The 14,301-nt window shown below is 71.0% G+C and carries 16 protein-coding genes; 12 read left to right on the top strand and 4 right to left on the bottom strand.

Annotation, left to right across the window (positions count from 1 at the left end; genetic code table 11):
* The first annotated feature begins 5 nt into the window (after positions 1–5).
* From ahcY to ACLJQM_RS18430, 5 genes are all read left to right on the top strand, one after another.
* Positions 6–1,478, top strand: a complete 1,473-nt coding sequence (gene ahcY / locus ACLJQM_RS18450) for an adenosylhomocysteinase (RefSeq protein WP_247018819.1) — start codon at positions 6–8, stop codon at positions 1,476–1,478.
* A 110-nt stretch (positions 1,479–1,588) separates the two neighbouring features.
* Complete coding sequence (locus ACLJQM_RS18445; RefSeq protein ID WP_410632126.1) at positions 1,589–1,876, top strand: FitA-like ribbon-helix-helix domain-containing protein; 288 nt, start codon at positions 1,589–1,591, stop codon at positions 1,874–1,876.
* Complete coding sequence (locus ACLJQM_RS18440; protein ID WP_410632125.1) at positions 1,870–2,313, top strand: type II toxin-antitoxin system VapC family toxin; 444 nt, start codon at positions 1,870–1,872, stop codon at positions 2,311–2,313. The genes ACLJQM_RS18445 and ACLJQM_RS18440 overlap by 7 nt, the downstream gene beginning before the upstream one ends.
* Complete coding sequence (locus tag ACLJQM_RS18435) at positions 2,310–2,651, top strand: VOC family protein (protein WP_360765000.1); 342 nt, start codon at positions 2,310–2,312, stop codon at positions 2,649–2,651. Before ACLJQM_RS18440 ends, ACLJQM_RS18435 begins: the two co-directional genes overlap by 4 nt.
* Before the next feature lie 59 nt (positions 2,652–2,710).
* Positions 2,711–3,049, top strand: coding sequence for a DUF2992 family protein (locus ACLJQM_RS18430; RefSeq protein ID WP_410632124.1), 339 nt, complete (start codon positions 2,711–2,713; stop codon positions 3,047–3,049).
* Here the strand turns inward: ACLJQM_RS18430 and ACLJQM_RS18425 are convergent.
* Positions 3,000–3,998 (bottom strand): hypothetical protein, encoded by a 999-nt coding sequence (locus ACLJQM_RS18425; RefSeq protein ID WP_103341215.1) that lies wholly within the window; start codon positions 3,996–3,998, stop codon positions 3,000–3,002. The two genes, ACLJQM_RS18430 and ACLJQM_RS18425, sit on opposite strands and share 50 nt — an antisense overlap.
* A gap of 247 nt (positions 3,999–4,245) precedes the next feature.
* Between ACLJQM_RS18425 and ACLJQM_RS18420 the strand changes: the two genes are divergently transcribed.
* The 3 genes from ACLJQM_RS18420 to ACLJQM_RS18410 all read left to right on the top strand — a co-directional run bounded on the left by ACLJQM_RS18420 (position 4,246) and on the right by ACLJQM_RS18410 (position 6,289).
* On the top strand, positions 4,246–4,821 hold the full coding sequence (locus ACLJQM_RS18420) for a papain-like cysteine protease family protein (RefSeq protein ID WP_360765003.1): 576 nt from the start codon (positions 4,246–4,248) through the stop codon (positions 4,819–4,821).
* Complete coding sequence (locus tag ACLJQM_RS18415; RefSeq protein WP_360765006.1) at positions 4,818–5,573, top strand: hypothetical protein; 756 nt, start codon at positions 4,818–4,820, stop codon at positions 5,571–5,573. Before ACLJQM_RS18420 ends, ACLJQM_RS18415 begins: the two co-directional genes overlap by 4 nt.
* 83 nt (positions 5,574–5,656) lie before the next feature.
* Positions 5,657–6,289: a dTMP kinase gene (locus ACLJQM_RS18410; RefSeq protein WP_410632192.1), complete on the top strand. Its 633-nt coding sequence runs from the start codon at positions 5,657–5,659 to the stop codon at positions 6,287–6,289.
* Here ACLJQM_RS18410 and solA read toward each other — a convergent pair.
* Both solA and ACLJQM_RS18400 read right to left on the bottom strand, forming a co-directional pair.
* A complete protein-coding gene (gene solA, locus ACLJQM_RS18405) occupies positions 6,278–7,408 on the bottom strand; it encodes an N-methyl-L-tryptophan oxidase (RefSeq protein WP_410632123.1) in 1,131 nt (376 codons plus the stop codon). The two genes, ACLJQM_RS18410 and solA, sit on opposite strands and share 12 nt — an antisense overlap.
* 56 nt (positions 7,409–7,464) lie before the next feature.
* Positions 7,465–7,914: a hypothetical protein gene (locus tag ACLJQM_RS18400; protein WP_360765012.1), complete on the bottom strand. Its 450-nt coding sequence runs from the start codon at positions 7,912–7,914 to the stop codon at positions 7,465–7,467.
* A gap of 64 nt (positions 7,915–7,978) precedes the next feature.
* On the opposite strand from ACLJQM_RS18400, the gene ACLJQM_RS18395 reads away from it, so the two are divergent.
* Positions 7,979–8,947, top strand: a complete 969-nt coding sequence (locus ACLJQM_RS18395; protein ID WP_410632122.1) for a helix-turn-helix transcriptional regulator — start codon at positions 7,979–7,981, stop codon at positions 8,945–8,947.
* Here the strand turns inward: ACLJQM_RS18395 and ACLJQM_RS18390 are convergent.
* Positions 8,944–9,729: an IclR family transcriptional regulator gene (locus ACLJQM_RS18390; RefSeq protein WP_247018832.1), complete on the bottom strand. Its 786-nt coding sequence runs from the start codon at positions 9,727–9,729 to the stop codon at positions 8,944–8,946. The genes ACLJQM_RS18395 and ACLJQM_RS18390 overlap by 4 nt on opposite strands.
* A 336-nt stretch (positions 9,730–10,065) precedes the next feature.
* Here ACLJQM_RS18390 and mtrA point away from each other — a divergent pair, with 336 nt between their 5' ends.
* The 3 genes from mtrA to ACLJQM_RS18375 are packed head-to-tail and all read left to right on the top strand — an operon-like array spanning position 10,066 to position 14,244.
* On the top strand, positions 10,066–10,743 hold the full coding sequence (mtrA, locus tag ACLJQM_RS18385) for an MtrAB system response regulator MtrA (RefSeq protein WP_005150760.1): 678 nt from the start codon (positions 10,066–10,068) through the stop codon (positions 10,741–10,743).
* Positions 10,744–10,750: 7 nt separating this feature from the next.
* Positions 10,751–12,475, top strand: coding sequence for an MtrAB system histidine kinase MtrB (gene mtrB / locus ACLJQM_RS18380; protein ID WP_360765019.1), 1,725 nt, complete (start codon positions 10,751–10,753; stop codon positions 12,473–12,475).
* A 59-nt stretch (positions 12,476–12,534) separates the two neighbouring features.
* Positions 12,535–14,244, top strand: coding sequence for an LpqB family beta-propeller domain-containing protein (locus tag ACLJQM_RS18375; protein WP_410632121.1), 1,710 nt, complete (start codon positions 12,535–12,537; stop codon positions 14,242–14,244).
* Positions 14,245–14,301: the final 57 nt, after the last annotated feature.

Here is a 14,301-nt window from a genome sequence, read left to right as displayed (position 1 = left end):
CCACTATGCCCCCCGAAAGCGTTGCGAAGCGGCACGAGACCCGCAACGGCATCGAATTCGCCGTCGCCGACCTCGCCGCCGCCGAGTTCGGCCGCAAGGAGATCCGCCTCGCCGAGCACGAGATGCCCGGACTGATGGCGCTGCGCCGCGAATACGCGGAGGTCTACCCGCTGCGCGGGGCGCGCGTGTCGGGCTCGCTGCACATGACCGTGCAGACCGCGGTGCTGATCGAGACGCTGGTGGCGCTGGGCGCGGAGGTGCGCTGGGCCTCCTGCAACATCTTCTCGACGCAGGACCACGCGGCCGCCGCGATCGTCGTCGGCCCGCACGGCACGCCCGAGGAGCCCAAGGGCGTCCCGGTCTTCGCGTGGAAGGGCGAGTCGCTCGAGGAGTACTGGTGGTGCACCGAGCGCATGCTCACCTGGGACGGCGAGGGTCCCAACATGATCCTCGACGACGGCGGTGACGCCACGATGCTCGTCCACAAGGGCACCGAGTTCGAGAAGTCCGGCGTCGTCCCGACCCCGGACGAGAACACCTCGGACGAGTTCCGCGTGTTCCTCGAGCTGCTGCGCGCGTCGGTCGCGGCCGACACCGGCAAGTGGACGAAGATCGGCGAGGGCATCCGCGGCGTCACCGAGGAGACCACCACCGGCGTCCTGCGGCTCTACCAGCTCGCGGCGGCCGGCGAGCTGCTGTTCCCGGCGATCAACGTCAACGACGCCGTGACGAAGTCGAAGTTCGACAACCGCTACGGCATCCGCCACTCGCTGATCGACGGCATCAACCGCGGCACCGACGTCCTGATCGGCGGCAAGGTCGCGGTCGTGTGCGGCTACGGCGACGTCGGCAAGGGTGCGGCGGAGTCCCTCCGCGGCCAGGGCGCCCGCGTGGTCGTCACCGAGATCGACCCGATCTGCGCCCTGCAGGCGGCGATGGACGGCTACCAGGTCCGCACGCTGGAGAACGCCCTGCCCGAGGCCGACATCGTCATCACGACGACCGGTAACAAGGACGTCGTGCTGGTCGAGCACATGGCGAAGATGAAGCACCAGGCGATCCTGGGCAACATCGGCCACTTCGACAACGAGCTCGACATGGCGGGCCTGCAGCGGTACCCGGGCATCCGCCGCATCAACATCAAGCCGCAGGTCGACGAGTGGATCTTCCCGAACGGCAACACGATCATCGTGCTGTCCGAGGGCCGGCTGCTGAACCTGGGCAACGCGACCGGGCACCCGTCATTCGTGATGTCGAACAGCTTCTCCAACCAGGTGATCGCGCAGATCGAGCTGTTCACCAAGCACGAGGAGTACGACAACGAGGTGTTCCGCCTCCCGAAGAAGCTCGACGAGAAGGTCGCGAAGATCCACCTCGACGCGCTGGGCGGTGAGCTGACGAAGCTCACGAAGGAGCAGGCCGAGTACATCGACGTGGACGTCGAGGGCCCGTTCAAGCCGGAGCACTACCGGTACTGAGTTTTCCGCGTTTTGGCTGGTGAGGGCCGCCCCGAAAGTGTTCGGGGCGGCCCTTTGTTTTGCGTTGTGAACAGTGATAGCTCGAATGGGTGACGCGCTATCATGGTGGGGTGAAGCAGTTGATCACGAGGATCGACGACGAGCTGCACGCCCGGCTGAAGGCGCGAGCCGAAGCTGAAGGGCGCAGCATGAACGACCTGGTCACGGAAGCGTTGAGGGGCGTTGTGGCGAAGACGGAAACCGCGCTCGAGCGGAGAGACCGCCTGGTGGCGGAGGGCAAGCTGATCACTTTCGAGCCGGAGGGTGAAGCGCCCGGGCACGACAAGCTGGAAGAGCGCTCCCGTGGCTGGGGCACGGCCGTCAGCGAGGCACTCGACTGGACGCGAGGTGAATGGTGACCGTCCTCTACGCCGACACGAGCGCGGTGGTCGGGGCCTACCTCGCCGGCGAAGCCGACCACGCCGGGCTGCGGAAGCTCCTCATCGACGACGGGCACCTCGTGCTCACCAGCGAGCTGACCCGGCTGGAGTTCGCCAGTGCGATGACCGCGGCCAAGCGGACCGGGCGGATCCCCGACGCCCGCGAATTCCTCGACCAGTTCGACGAAGACGCGCGAACGGTGCTGGGGGTCATCCCGCTGGAGCCACGGCGGATCTTCGCGGCGGCCCGGCGGCTGGTCACCGAGAACTACCCTGTGCGCACGCTCGACGCGATCCACATCGCGGTCGCGATGCACGACACCGCCGAGCTCACCGGCGGCGAGCCGGTCACCTTCGTCACCCGGGACGAGCGTCAAGCCGACGCCGCGAAGGCCAACGGATTCGAGGTGCTGTGAGCGTCGAACTCTTCGCCGGGATCGCCGTCCGCGACTTCGCCGGCGCCGTCGCCTGGTACGAACAGCTCTTCGGTTCCCCGCCGACGTTCATCGTGCACGACACCGAGGTCCTGTGGGAGGTCACGCCGCATGGCTCGGTCTACGTCGTGCTCCGGCCCGAGCGCGCCGGTCTCGCCATGCACACCCTCTTCGTCGAGGACCTGGACGAGCGCGTCGCCGGGATTTCCGCGCGGGGCATCGAGCCCGCGGACCGCGAGACCTACGACAACGGTGTGCGCAAGATCATCTACCGCGACCCGGAGGGAAACGAGCTCGGCATCGGCGGCGGACCCGCGTAGTCCGGGCGGCGCAACGGGGCTGGTGCCCGGCAAGGGAATCCGGTGGCGCCAGGCTGAGGGTGTTCACGCTGTCCCACGACGGCCGCTTCCGGGTCGGCGTCTACGAAATCCACGAAGACGGCCTGGTTCCCCTGGCGCGGCGTCCGAAGCGGACCAACGACGACGAGGGCATCGGCACCGCCGCCCAGCGGGCGCTCCAGCACGCGGTTACCGAGCGGGCGACCGAAATCGAAGCAGCCCGCAAACGCGGTGCCGCCGCCGAAGCCGCCCGCCGTCGTGTGCTCGCCAAAGCGAAGTCGCGCGCCGGACACCGCGGCCGCTGGCGTCGCTTTCACGTGAAAGCCACGCTCAATTCCACTCCACCGCGACCCCGGCCAGCCCCGGGCCCGCGTCGTTGAAGAACGCGCTGCTCACCCCGCCCATGTCGCACGCCAGTTCCTCCGCCACCACCGGCAGGGCGTCGTCGCGCGCCCGCACCTGGCGCGTGCACCGCGCCGGCAGCGCGTTGCGGTCGAAGCGCAGCTGCACCAGGTAACTCGCGCACCGGTCCCGCAGCATCCGGTAGTACCCCGGCGACGCCGAACCGGAATCGTCGCGGACCTCGAAGCAGAACACGTGGATGTCGCCCTCGGCGAGCTTGCGGTCGAACAGCAACTCGGTCGCCATCGTGTCCGCGTCCGGGTTGCGGCGCATGCGGCCCACCCGGCAGCCCTCGTCGGTGATCAGCTCGACGTCGTCGATGCGGCAGCCCGGGTCGCCGTTGTACACCGTCAGGTAGCGGTCCGGGCCGTGGCGGCGGGCGCGGGTCACCAGCCGCGTGCGCAGGCTTACCTGGCGGTGCTCCGCGTCGAACGTGATCGTGTCGTGGACCGACAGCAGTTCGAGGTCGGCGTTGTAGTGGTTCGACGACGGGTACGCGCCCAGCTCGGCGAGCAGGTCCTCCACGATCGAGCCCATGTCGCCGGACCGCAGGTCGTGGAACGACGCCGCCGGCTGGTGGCCGCGGCGGACCAGGCGCGGTCCGATCAGCACCACCAAGGCGTCCGCGGGCAGCTGCAGGACCGATTCGAGGGCCCGGACCGCCGGCAGCGCCTTCGGCACCTCGGGCTGGCGGAGCCCGCGTTGCCAGTAGCTCAACGTGGACTGTCCGATTTGGACCCCGCGCAGCGCGAGGTGCGCGCGCAGCCGCGCGAGCGAGAGGCCGCGGTAAGCGATCGCCAGTCTCAAGGCGTGGTGGAACTCGCCCGTGCGGAGCGCCTCGGTCAGCTCTTTGGGCAGCTCGGCTACCGATGCCCGGGTCGTGCGGGCGCCATCGATGATCAGTGGGAGGTTCCCGTCTTGTGCCACCGCTCGTCCCTTCACCCGACCAGTGTGTGCGCTGGGCGTGAACACCGCGGAACGTTCACGTTAGCAGCGTAGAGTGCCCCGGCCGACCCCCGTTCAGGGTGGTTGGCCACGTAATGGTGACTGTTCCGCGTTCCGGCTGTCCCCCGGAACGGTCCGTTCCTCCGGATGGCGTTCTTGCTCCGGGTGACCACGTTGTTCACCGTTGTGACCACCGCTGGTTCGCCCACGTTCGAGCAGGAGGCCGTCCGTGCTGGTGAAGTCGAGGCAGGTGCAAGCCGCACTGGCTCTGAGCCTGATGATGTGCCTGGTCGCCCCGGTCACCGCCGGAGCCGCGCCCGGAGTGCCTTCGACCTACCGCAACCAGATCGTGATGCAGGTGCAGCAGAAGAGCCAGTGGTGCTGGGCCGGCGCGGGCAGCACCATCGCCGCCTTCCACGGTGCCGCCGTCGGGCAGCCGGAGTTCTGCCGGCTCGCGCACGGCGAGACCGGCCGGGACTGCGCCAACCTCCCCGGCACGCTCGCCGACCCGCAGCGCGCCTTCGCCCGGCTCGGGTTCACCTCCCCGGGCCGCTACCTCGACCGGCCCATCACCTACGCGGCGATCCGGGCGCAGACCGCGGCCGACCGGCCGGTGGAGACCAGGGTCGGCTTCCGCTCGGGCGGCGGGCACTCGCACGTCGTCTACGGCTACGACACCCGCGGCGACTGGGTGTTCTGGGGCGATCCGGGCCCCGCCAAGCGCTACAACTGGTCGACCTACGGGTTCTACCGGCACAATCCGTCGTTCTCCTGGACGCACACGCTCACCGGGATCGCCCGATGAGCAGGCGAGTGGTGGTCCTCGCCGTGCTGACCGGCGCGGCGCTGCTGATGACGGCACCGGTGTCAGGCGCGGCCCAGGCCGCCGGCATCAGCAGCGCCGACGCCGTGGCCGCCCACGCCGCGGCCGCGAACCTCCAGGACACGCTGGTCCGGTTCTTCGCACAGGCTCCGGACGCGCGGGGGCCGGTCACGGTGAAGATCGCGCCGGACGCCTACCCCGTCTACGAGCTGTCGCCGGGCTTCGTCGCGGGCGAGCCGGGCGCGGCGCCCGGTGACTTCGCCTACTTCGCCGTCCCCGCCCAGGCGTCGGACGGCCGGACCGCGACGCTCTGGTCGGTGCGCGGCGACGACGGCGCCTGGCAGGTGGGCAACATCGCTTCGGGCGACGTCGAAGGCGCGTACGCCCGGCAGTTGCCCGCGGGAGCCCAGCTCCTGCACGAGCCCCAGGTCGACGCCTGGTACGCGGTGCGGGACGGCCGCCTCACGCCCCTCGCGGGCGGGACCGCGGTCACCGTCGCCGACTACCAGCGGACCGTCGGCGCGCGCTACGCCGACAAGCTGCCCGGCTCGGCCTACGCCCGAGACGGTGAGGCCGGCGGCTACGACGCCACGTCCCAGGTGATGCCCCGCGGCGACGGCGGCCCGGCGGCGCCGAGCCACGACACCGGCTGGGTACCGCTGCTGATCCTCGTCGGCGTGCTCGCGGTGAGCGGCGCCGGCTACGTGTTCCACCTGCGGCGGCACACCGCATAGACGAACCGGCGGGCTCGGCGTCGATCCCCTTCCACCGAGCCCGCCGGTCCACCAACGCTACTGTTGCGGCCGTGGGTCGATTGGTGGTCATCGAAGGGCTCGACGGCGCGGGCAAGCGCACGTTGACCGACGGGCTGACGGCGGCGCTGGGCGCCCAGGGTGCGAGCGTCGCGTCGCTGGCGTTCCCGCGCTACGGCAAGAGCGTGCACGCCGACCTCGTCAAGGAGGCGCTGCACCGCGGGCACGGCGACCTCGCCGACTCGGTGTACGGCATGGCCGTGCTCTACGCGCTGGACCGCAGCGGGGCCGCGGACGACATCCGCGCGCTGCGGGACGCCCACGACGTCGTCCTGCTCGACCGGTACGTCGCTTCGAACGCCGCGTACGCGGCCGCGCGGCTGCGCCAGGACGCGACCGGCGACGTCGTGCGGTGGGTGTGGGAGCTGGAAGTCGACCGCTTCGGCTTGCCCCGACCGGACGCGCACCTGCTGCTGCGGGTCGCGCCCGCGGTGGCGGCCGAGCGCGCCGAACGCCGTGCCGCGGCCGAGACCGACCGCGAGCGCGACGCCTTCGAAACCGACGACGGCCTGCAGCAGCGCTGCGCCGACGTGTACGACGAGCTGGCCGCGTCGGGCTGGCTCGCGCCGTGGCACGTCCTGGACGGCGTCGCCGGTGTCGACCACGAAACGCTCGCGACGACGGTGCTAGGCCAGTAACCGCGCCGGGTCGAACCGCTCGATCGGGTACGGGGTGGTGCCGTCGACGACCAGGTCCGCGAGGACCTCGCCGACCACCGGCGCGAACTTGAAGCCGTGGCCGGAAAAGCCGCAGGCGAGCACCACCCGTTCCTCGGAAGGGTGTGGTGCCAGCACGAAGCTTTCGTCGGCGGTGTCGGTGTACATGCACGTCGCCGCGCGGAGGAACGCGCCGGGCAGCGTCGGCAGGTGCCGCTTCACCGCCGTCGCGATCCGGTGGACCTCGTCGCCGGTCACCGCGCGCTCGATGCCCTCGGGCGTGCACACGCTGCCCCCGCTGTGGAACGCGACCTTGACGCCGTCCGCGGGCGCGTTGTGCGCCGGGAAACCGTAGAACGTGTAGTCCTCGCCTTCCCAGATGTACACCGGGTGCCGCTGGAACGGCTCGACCCCGCCCGAAGGCGCGAACCAGTACTGCACCTGCCGCCGGACCGTGAATTCGACGCCGAAGTCACGCAGCAGTTCGCCGGCCCACGCGCCGGGGCACAGCACCAGCCGGTCCGCCGTGTAGTAGTTGTGCGACGTCCCGACGCGCACCCCGCCGGCCGGCGTGCTCCAGGTGAAGACCTTCTCTTCGTGGTGCAGTTCGGCACCGCTGCGCGCGGCGAGCTGAAGGTGCGCCGCGACGCTGCCCTCGGGCGACACGAGCCCGGCGCCCGGCTCGTACAGCGCGACCTCGTCCGGCGACGGCGCCATGGTCGGGAACCGCCGCCGGACTTCCCGCGCGTCCAGGAGTTCGTGCGGGATGGCGAAGGCCGCCGCCGAGGCCAGGCTGCCGGTGATCGTCCGCGAGTCCGCCGTGCCGACCATGACGCCGCCGCAGCGGGTGAACAGCCGCCGTCCGCTGTCGCGTTCGAGGCCGTCCCACAGTTCGTGCGCGCGCAGCAGGAGCGGTACGTACTCCGGCCCTTCGAGGTACGCCTGGCGCGTGATGCGCGAACCGCCGTGGCTCGACCCGCGGTTGTGCACCGGCGCGAACTGGTCGATGCCGAGCACCCGCTGCCCGCGTTGCGCCAGCCGGTACGCGGCCGCGCTGCCCATGCCGCCGAGCCCGACGACGATGACGTCGTAGTGCGTCATGGCACCCTCCGAAGTTGCGCCCTCGGCAACAACGTGCGTGGTGCGCGACGCGCTTGTCAAGCGCGGGCGAACTCCATGACCCAGTTGGACTCCCAGGTCCGGCCGCCGTCGGTCGAGAACGCCTGCTCCCACCGCGGCGAGCCCGTCGTCGTGCCCGTCCAGGCGTAGTGCACCTTGATCGGCGTCCCCTCGTAGGTGTCGTCGCCGTAGAAGTCGCCGCGGCCGTCCTTGAACGCGCCGGTGACCGGCGGCTGCAGCAAGCCGTCGCGGCTGCTGGCCCAGTACAGCGACCACTCTTCGCGCTCGACGTCGAAGAGCCGGAGGGTGCAGCCGCGGGAACCGAGGGTGGGGAAGGTGATCTCGTCCACGTTGCCGCGGCCCTCGAAGAGGGACCAGCAGGTCGACGTGCCGGGGAATTCGGTCCAGTCGTCGCTGCCGGCGAGGAGCGTCCCGAGCCGTCGGTTCGTGACGGTCCAGGAGCCGATGAAGAAGTCGAAGTCGTTCATGAGGAAGAGCTTGGGGCCGCACCACTGACACCTTTTGTCAGTGGTAGCCGGCAAACTCCGGCGGGTGCGTGCGAGCCGGCTGGTGTCCCTGGTGTTGCTGCTGCAGAACCGCGGGCGGCTGAGCGCCGCGCGGCTGGCGGCGGAGCTCGGCGTGACCGCGCGGACGGTGTACCGCGACGTCGAAGCGCTCGCCGCCGCGGGCGTCCCGATCTACGCCGAAGGCGGCCCGAACGGCGGCTACCAGCTGGTGGACGGCTACCGGACGCGGCTGACCGGGCTGACCGAAGGGGAAGCGGGTTCGCTGTTCCTCACCGGCTTGCCGCAGCCGGCCGCCGAACTGGGACTCGGCGCGCAGGTGGCGGCCGCCGAGCTGAAGCTGATGGCGGCGCTGCCGACGCCGTACCGGGACGCGTCGCTGCGCATCCGGGAACGCTTCCACCTCGACGCGCCCGGCTGGTACCGCGAAGCAGACCCGGTGCCTCGGCTGCTCGCCGCCGCGGAAGCGCTGTGGCAGGACCGGGTCGTCGAGGTCCGGTACCGCCGCTGGTCGCCGTCTCCCGGCGTCGTGACGCGGCGGCTGCACCCGCTCGGCCTCGTCCTGAAGGCCGGCGTCTGGTACCTCGTCGCCGGGCCGGAGCCGCGGACCTACCGCGTCTCGAACGTCGAAGACCTGCGGCCGCTCGACGAACACTTCACCCGGCCGGCCGGCTTCGAGCTCGCGGACTTCTGGCGCGCGCACGTGGAACGGTACGAGGAAAGCGAAATCGACGAGACCGCCGTCGTCCGGCTCAAGCCGGCCGGGATCGCGGCCCTGCCGGACGTCCTCGGCCCGAAGGCCGCCCGGCTCGTCTCGCGCACGCTCGGCCCCGAGGACGCCGAGGGCTGGCGCCGCGCCCGCGTACCCCTGGAAAGCGTGCCGCACGCGGCCACCGGGCTGCTGCGGCTCGGCGCGGACGCGCAGGTGCTCGCGCCGCCGGAACTGGTGGCGCACATGGGAAAGACCGTCGCGGCGATGGCCCGGCTGTACGCCTAGTCCCGGAAGTACCCGAGCTGCGCGGAAAGTTCGTCCGCCGCCTCGGTCATCGGGCGCACGACCTGCTTCACCCGCTGCTTCGAAAGCCGGTACGCCGGACCGGAAGCGCTCATCGCGGCGACGACGTCACCGCCGGGGCCGTGGATCGGCACGGCGACCGCGTGCATGCCGAGTTCCAGCTCCTCGTAGCAAGCCGCGTAGCCGTCTTCGATCACCCGCTCCAGTTCGGACAGCAGCTCGTCCGGCTCGACCGTCGTGCGCGGCGTGTACTGCTCCAGCTTCCGCTTGAGCACCCGCTTGCGCTCGGCTTCGCCCATGTACGCCAGCAGGATCTTGCCGCTGGACGTCGCGTGCAGCGGCGTGCGCTGGCCGGTCCAGTTCTGCGTGGTGATCGCGGCCGCGCCGCGGGCCTGGCTGATGTTGATGGCGACGCCGTCGTCGGCGATCGCGATGTTCACCGTCTCGCCCAGCTCCTCGGCGAGGGTCAGGCAGCTCGCGCGGCCGAGCTTCGCCAGGTCCATCCGCCCGGTCGCGGCGCCGGCCAGCCGGACGATCCCGAACCCGATCGCGTACTTCCCGCGTTCCCCGAGCTGTTCGACGAGCCCTCTGGACTCCAGGACGCTGAGCAGCCGCGACGCCGTCGACTTGTGGACGCCCAGCTCGCCCGCGATCTCGGTGATGCCGGTTTCGCCGTGGCGGGCGAGCAGCTCCAGCACGCTGATCGCACGGTCGACCGACTGCACCTGGCTCTGAGTTGCGTTGCCCGAGTCCTGGTTCCGCATAGCGCAACACTATCCGTTTCGTGCGTTTCCTATCGGCTGAGTGGGCGAATCGCTTGACGGACCGGGCGGGGAGGTCCGATTGTTGCGCACGGGGCACGGAGTAGCGCACTGCGCAACTTTCACGCACTGCCGCGACATCCGGCCAGCCGTTTCCCAGAACTCGCCTCGCAGGTCCGCGGAGGCCGCGCCGAACACCCGCGCGGCCTCCGCGGACCGTCCAAAGCCGCCGGTACCGGCACCCGGATGGAGCAGAGGCCGGTGGCGATCTTGATCTTTCTGGTGGTCAAACACGCGGGTCGCGCGTCCGGCCGCCGGAACTAGTGCGAACATGTGGACATGAAGGCACGTGTTCTCGTGGTCGACGACGACCCCGCCCTCGCGGAGATGCTCACCATCGTGCTCCGTGGGGAGGGGTTCGACACGGCGGTGGTCGCCGACGGCTCACGCGCGCTTCCCGCGCTGCGCGAGCTGAAGCCCGACCTCGTCCTGCTCGACCTGATGCTGCCCGGCATGAACGGGATCGACGTCTGCAAGGCGATCCGCGCCGAGTCCGGCGTGCCGATCGTCATGCTCACCGCCAAGAGCGACACCGTGGACATCGTCCTCGGCCTGGAGTCCGGCGCGGACGACTACGTCGTCAAGCCGTTCAAGCCGAAGGAGCTGGTCGCGCGGGTCCGGGCGCGGATGCGCCGCACGGAGGCCGAACCCGCGGAGTCGCTGACCATCGGCGACCTGGCGATCGACGTGCCGGGGCACGAGGTCACCCGCGAGGGCAAGGCCATCCCGCTGACCCCGCTCGAGTTCGACCTGCTGGTCGCGCTGGCCCGCAAGCCGCGCCAGGTGTTCACCCGCGAGGTGCTGCTCGAACAGGTCTGGGGCTACCGGCACGCGGCCGACACCCGGCTGGTGAACGTGCACGTCCAGCGGCTGCGTTCGAAGGTGGAAAAGGACCCGGAACACCCCGAGGTGGTGTTGACCGTTCGTGGTGTCGGGTACAAGGCAGGCCCGCCGTGATGAGTCGATGACCAGGGAGACCGGCAGACGGCTCCCCGCGTTCGCGCGTTCGACGGCACGCCTGGTGCGGCGTGTCGTCGTTTTCGCGCGCCGGCGCGCGGTCGCGTTCAACGAGCTGTGGAAGCACTCGCTCCAGTTCCGCGTCACCGTGTCGACGCTCGCGCTGTCCTCCGCCGTGGTCTTCGTGCTGGGCATGGTCCTGCAGAACCAGATCACCGAGCGGTTGCTGGACACCAAGCGCGACGCGGCGATCGCGCAGACCCGCGCCGCGGCGGAGACGGCGGCGGGCGAGCTGGTCGGCCTCGGCGGCGAGGCGCGCGACGCGACGACCAACCGGCTCGAGAACGCGCTGAAGAAGATCGCGATCACGCCGACCAGCCAGGACGCGGCCGGGTCGGCGGCGGGCACGTTCGTCCCGGTGCTCGCCAGCGGCGGCCACGACCAGTCCGGCGACGAGCCGGCGTCCGCGGGCCCGTTCGAGAACGTGCCGCCGCGGCTGCGCCAGTTCGTCGAGGCCGACCAGATGAGCTGGCTCGAGCACACGGTCCCGGACACGATGGGCGGGCGCACGACGTACCTGATCGTCGGCATCCCGCTGAACACCGTCGCGAGCCCGCTGCAGCTGTACTTGCTCTTCCCGCTGACGACCGAGCAGAACACCGTCGCGACCGTGCAGAACACGCTGCTGGTCGGCGGGCTCGTGCTGCTGCTCCTGCTGGCGGGCATCACGAACCTGGTGACCCGGCAGGTGGTCCGGCCGGTCCGCTCGGCCGCCGCGGCGGCCGAGCAGTTCGCCGGCGGTGACCTCGACCAGCGCCTCGCCGTGCTCGGCGAGGACGACCTCGCGAAGCTCGCCGTGTCCTACAACGGGATGGCCGCCAGCATCCAGCGCCAGATCCGCCAGCTCGAGGAGTTCGGCGGGCTGCAGCGCCGGTTCACCTCCGACGTCTCGCACGAGCTGCGCACGCCGCTGACCACCGTCCGGATGGCCGCGGACGTGCTGCACGCGTCGCGCGAGCAGTTCCCGGCCGGGCTGGCCCGGTCGACCGAGCTGCTGGTCGACGAGCTCGACCGGTTCGAAGCGCTGCTCGGCGACCTGCTGGAGATCAGCAGGCTCGACGCCGGCGTCGAGGAGCTGGCCGCGGAGTTCATCGACGTCCGTCCGATCGCGACCCGCGCGGTCGAGCAGGTGCGGGTCATCGCCGGCAACGCGGGCAGCTCGGTCGAACTGGTGCTGCCCGACGACGAGGTGATCGCCGAGGTCGACGCGCGGCGCGTCGAACGGATCCTGCGCAACCTGCTCGCCAACGCGGTCGACCACAGCGAAGGCCGCCCGGTGGTGCTGCGCGTCGGGGCGAACGAGAACGCCGTCGCCATCACGGTCCGGGACCACGGCGTCGGCCTGCGGCCCGGCGAAGCGGACCTGGTGTTCAACCGGTTCTGGCGCGCCGACCCCTCGCGCAACCGGCGCACCGGCGGCACCGGGCTCGGCCTGGCGATCAGCCAGGAGGACGCGCGCCTGCACGGCGGCGAGCTCGACGCGTGGGGCGAACCCGGCTACGGCGCCTGTTTCCGGCTGCTGCTGCCGCGCCGCCAGGACGTGCCCGCGGGTGATTCGCCGTTGACCCTGCCGCCGCCGGACCACGTCCCGACGGAGGTGCCGCTGGGGATCATCGAGGTCACGCCGGCGCCGGAAGCGATCTTCGCGGAACGTGAGGGAATCGGGCAGTGACACCACAGTCTTTTCGGGGGTCCGGGTGGCGAAGCCCCCGGCTCGGGGCGAAGCCCCGCATGTCACGGCTTTTGGTGTCCTTGCTGTGTTTCGTGCTGGTCGCCGGCTGCGCGAACGTCCCGCTGGAATCGCAGCCCGTCGTCGTTCCCGGGCAAGGCCAGGGCCAGGGTTCGGGGGACGTGGTGGCCGAGCCGCGGCCGGACCTCGACCCCCTGACGCTGGTCCGGGAGTTCGTCCGCGCGACGCTCAAACCGGGGCAGAACAACGCCGCCGCCCGCGCGTACCTCGACGACGCCGGCCGCGCGAGCTGGCGGCCGAGCCGCAGCCTGACGATCATCCAGAACACCTTCGGCACGGTCTACGACACGAACCCGCAGCCCGACCCGAACACCCAGGTCGTCAACGTGCGCGGGAGCGACATCGGCACGCTGGACCAGAACAACGCGTTCGTGCCGGACTTCAGCCCGGCGCTGCTGCAGGTCAAGGTGCGCAAGCAGGCGAACGGCCAGTGGCGGATCGTCGACCCGCCCGCCGACCTCTACGCGACCGAGTCCGACTTCAGCGAGAACTACACGCCGGTCCCGGTGAGCTTCTACTCGGAGTCGTCGAACACGTTCGTCCCCGACCGCCGCTACGTCGTCGCGAAACCGCAGTCCGGGCTGCCGGGCCGGGTGATGGACCTGCTGGTCAGCGGGCCGTCGACGAGCCTGGCCGGCGCGGTGAAGAACTTCCTCGGCGAGCCGGTCGAGATCGACACGAACGTCAAGAGCCTCGACGACGGCACGCTGGTGGTGCCGCTGACCGGGCTGGCCGGGGTGTCCGACGACACCCGGAACCTGATCGCGGCGCAAATCGTCCTTTCGCTCCAGTACGTCACTTCGGCGCGGATCCGGATCCTCGCCGACGGCGCCCCGCTGGTGCCGAACCACCCGGACTGGCGCCTGAACGACCTGCCCGCGTACGGCGCGACGCTCTCGCCCAACCTGGAGCTCTCGGGCCTGATGACGGTCGGCGGCCGCGTCCGTTCCCTCGGCGACGGCGCCCCGGTCCCCGGCCCGGCCGGCAACGGCGGCTACGACGTGGTGAGCGCGGCCCAGTCCCTCGACGGCAAGCGCCTGGCGGTGGTGGAACGCGACGGCGGCGGCGTCCGCCTGCGGATCGGCGACATGGGCCGCGACCTGTCCCAGGTGGCCCTCGGCGGCTCGACCCTGAGCCGCCCGACGTGGCGCCCCGGCACCGGTGAGGTGTGGACGGTGGTCGACCGCCTGTCGGTGGGCCGGATGGTGGTCAACCAGAACGGCGTCTGGACGGCGCTGGGCGTCAACGCGACGGACCTGAACCAGCAGGGCGAGATCTCGGAGCTCAGGTTCTCCCGCGACGGCGCCCGCGTGGCCGCGGTGATCAAGGGCGAGCTGTGGGTGGCCTCGGTGGTCGGCGTCGGCGACTCGGTCTCGTTGCGCGAGCCCCGCCACCTCCAGCCCCACGACCTCGAAGACGTGGTCGACGTCGACTGGGTCGCCCAGGACAACCTGGTGGCGGTGACGAAGTCCCCGTCCCAGCCGGTGGTCCGCGTGACGGTGGACGGCCAGCGCATGGACGCGTTCAACAGCTCCAACCTGACGCCCCCGGTCCACGGCGTGACGGCGGCCCCGGGCCGCCAGATCGTGGTGGCCGACTTGAGTGGCTTGTGGACGGCGTCGGTGCTGGGTGAGGTGTGGCGGCCGCAGGCGCACACGATGAAGGACGCGGATCCGTTCTACCCGGGGTGATTTCACTCGTGTGGGTGGCGGTCGGACGTTCGAAACTGTCGGTGGTGGCCGCGAGAC

The organism is Amycolatopsis sp. cmx-4-83 (genome assembly GCF_046548815.1).
GTDB classification, from domain to species: Bacteria; Actinomycetota; Actinomycetes; order Mycobacteriales; family Pseudonocardiaceae; genus Amycolatopsis; species Amycolatopsis pretoriensis_A.
The sequence above is the reverse complement of the archived record's forward strand: the minus strand, read 5'-3'. Positions and strand labels throughout refer to the sequence as shown.

Excerpts from the sequence above, each read along its gene's own strand:
- ahcY (WP_247018819.1), top strand. The coding sequence starts at position 6 with ATGCCCCCCGAAAGCGTTGCGAAGCGGCACGAGACCCGCAACGGCATC.
- ACLJQM_RS18440 (WP_410632125.1), top strand. The coding sequence starts at position 1,870 with ATGGTGACCGTCCTCTACGCCGACACGAGCGCGGTGGTCGGGGCCTAC.
- ACLJQM_RS18415 (WP_360765006.1), top strand. The coding sequence starts at position 4,818 with ATGAGCAGGCGAGTGGTGGTCCTCGCCGTGCTGACCGGCGCGGCGCTG.
- solA (WP_410632123.1), bottom strand. The coding sequence starts at position 7,408 with ATGACGCACTACGACGTCATCGTCGTCGGGCTCGGCGGCATGGGCAGC.
- ACLJQM_RS18400 (WP_360765012.1), bottom strand. The coding sequence starts at position 7,914 with ATGAACGACTTCGACTTCTTCATCGGCTCCTGGACCGTCACGAACCGA.
- ACLJQM_RS18390 (WP_247018832.1), bottom strand. The coding sequence starts at position 9,729 with ATGCGGAACCAGGACTCGGGCAACGCAACTCAGAGCCAGGTGCAGTCG.
- mtrA (WP_005150760.1), top strand. The coding sequence starts at position 10,066 with ATGAAGGCACGTGTTCTCGTGGTCGACGACGACCCCGCCCTCGCGGAG.
- mtrB (WP_360765019.1), top strand. The coding sequence starts at position 10,751 with ATGACCAGGGAGACCGGCAGACGGCTCCCCGCGTTCGCGCGTTCGACG.
- ACLJQM_RS18375 (WP_410632121.1), top strand. The coding sequence starts at position 12,535 with ATGTCACGGCTTTTGGTGTCCTTGCTGTGTTTCGTGCTGGTCGCCGGC.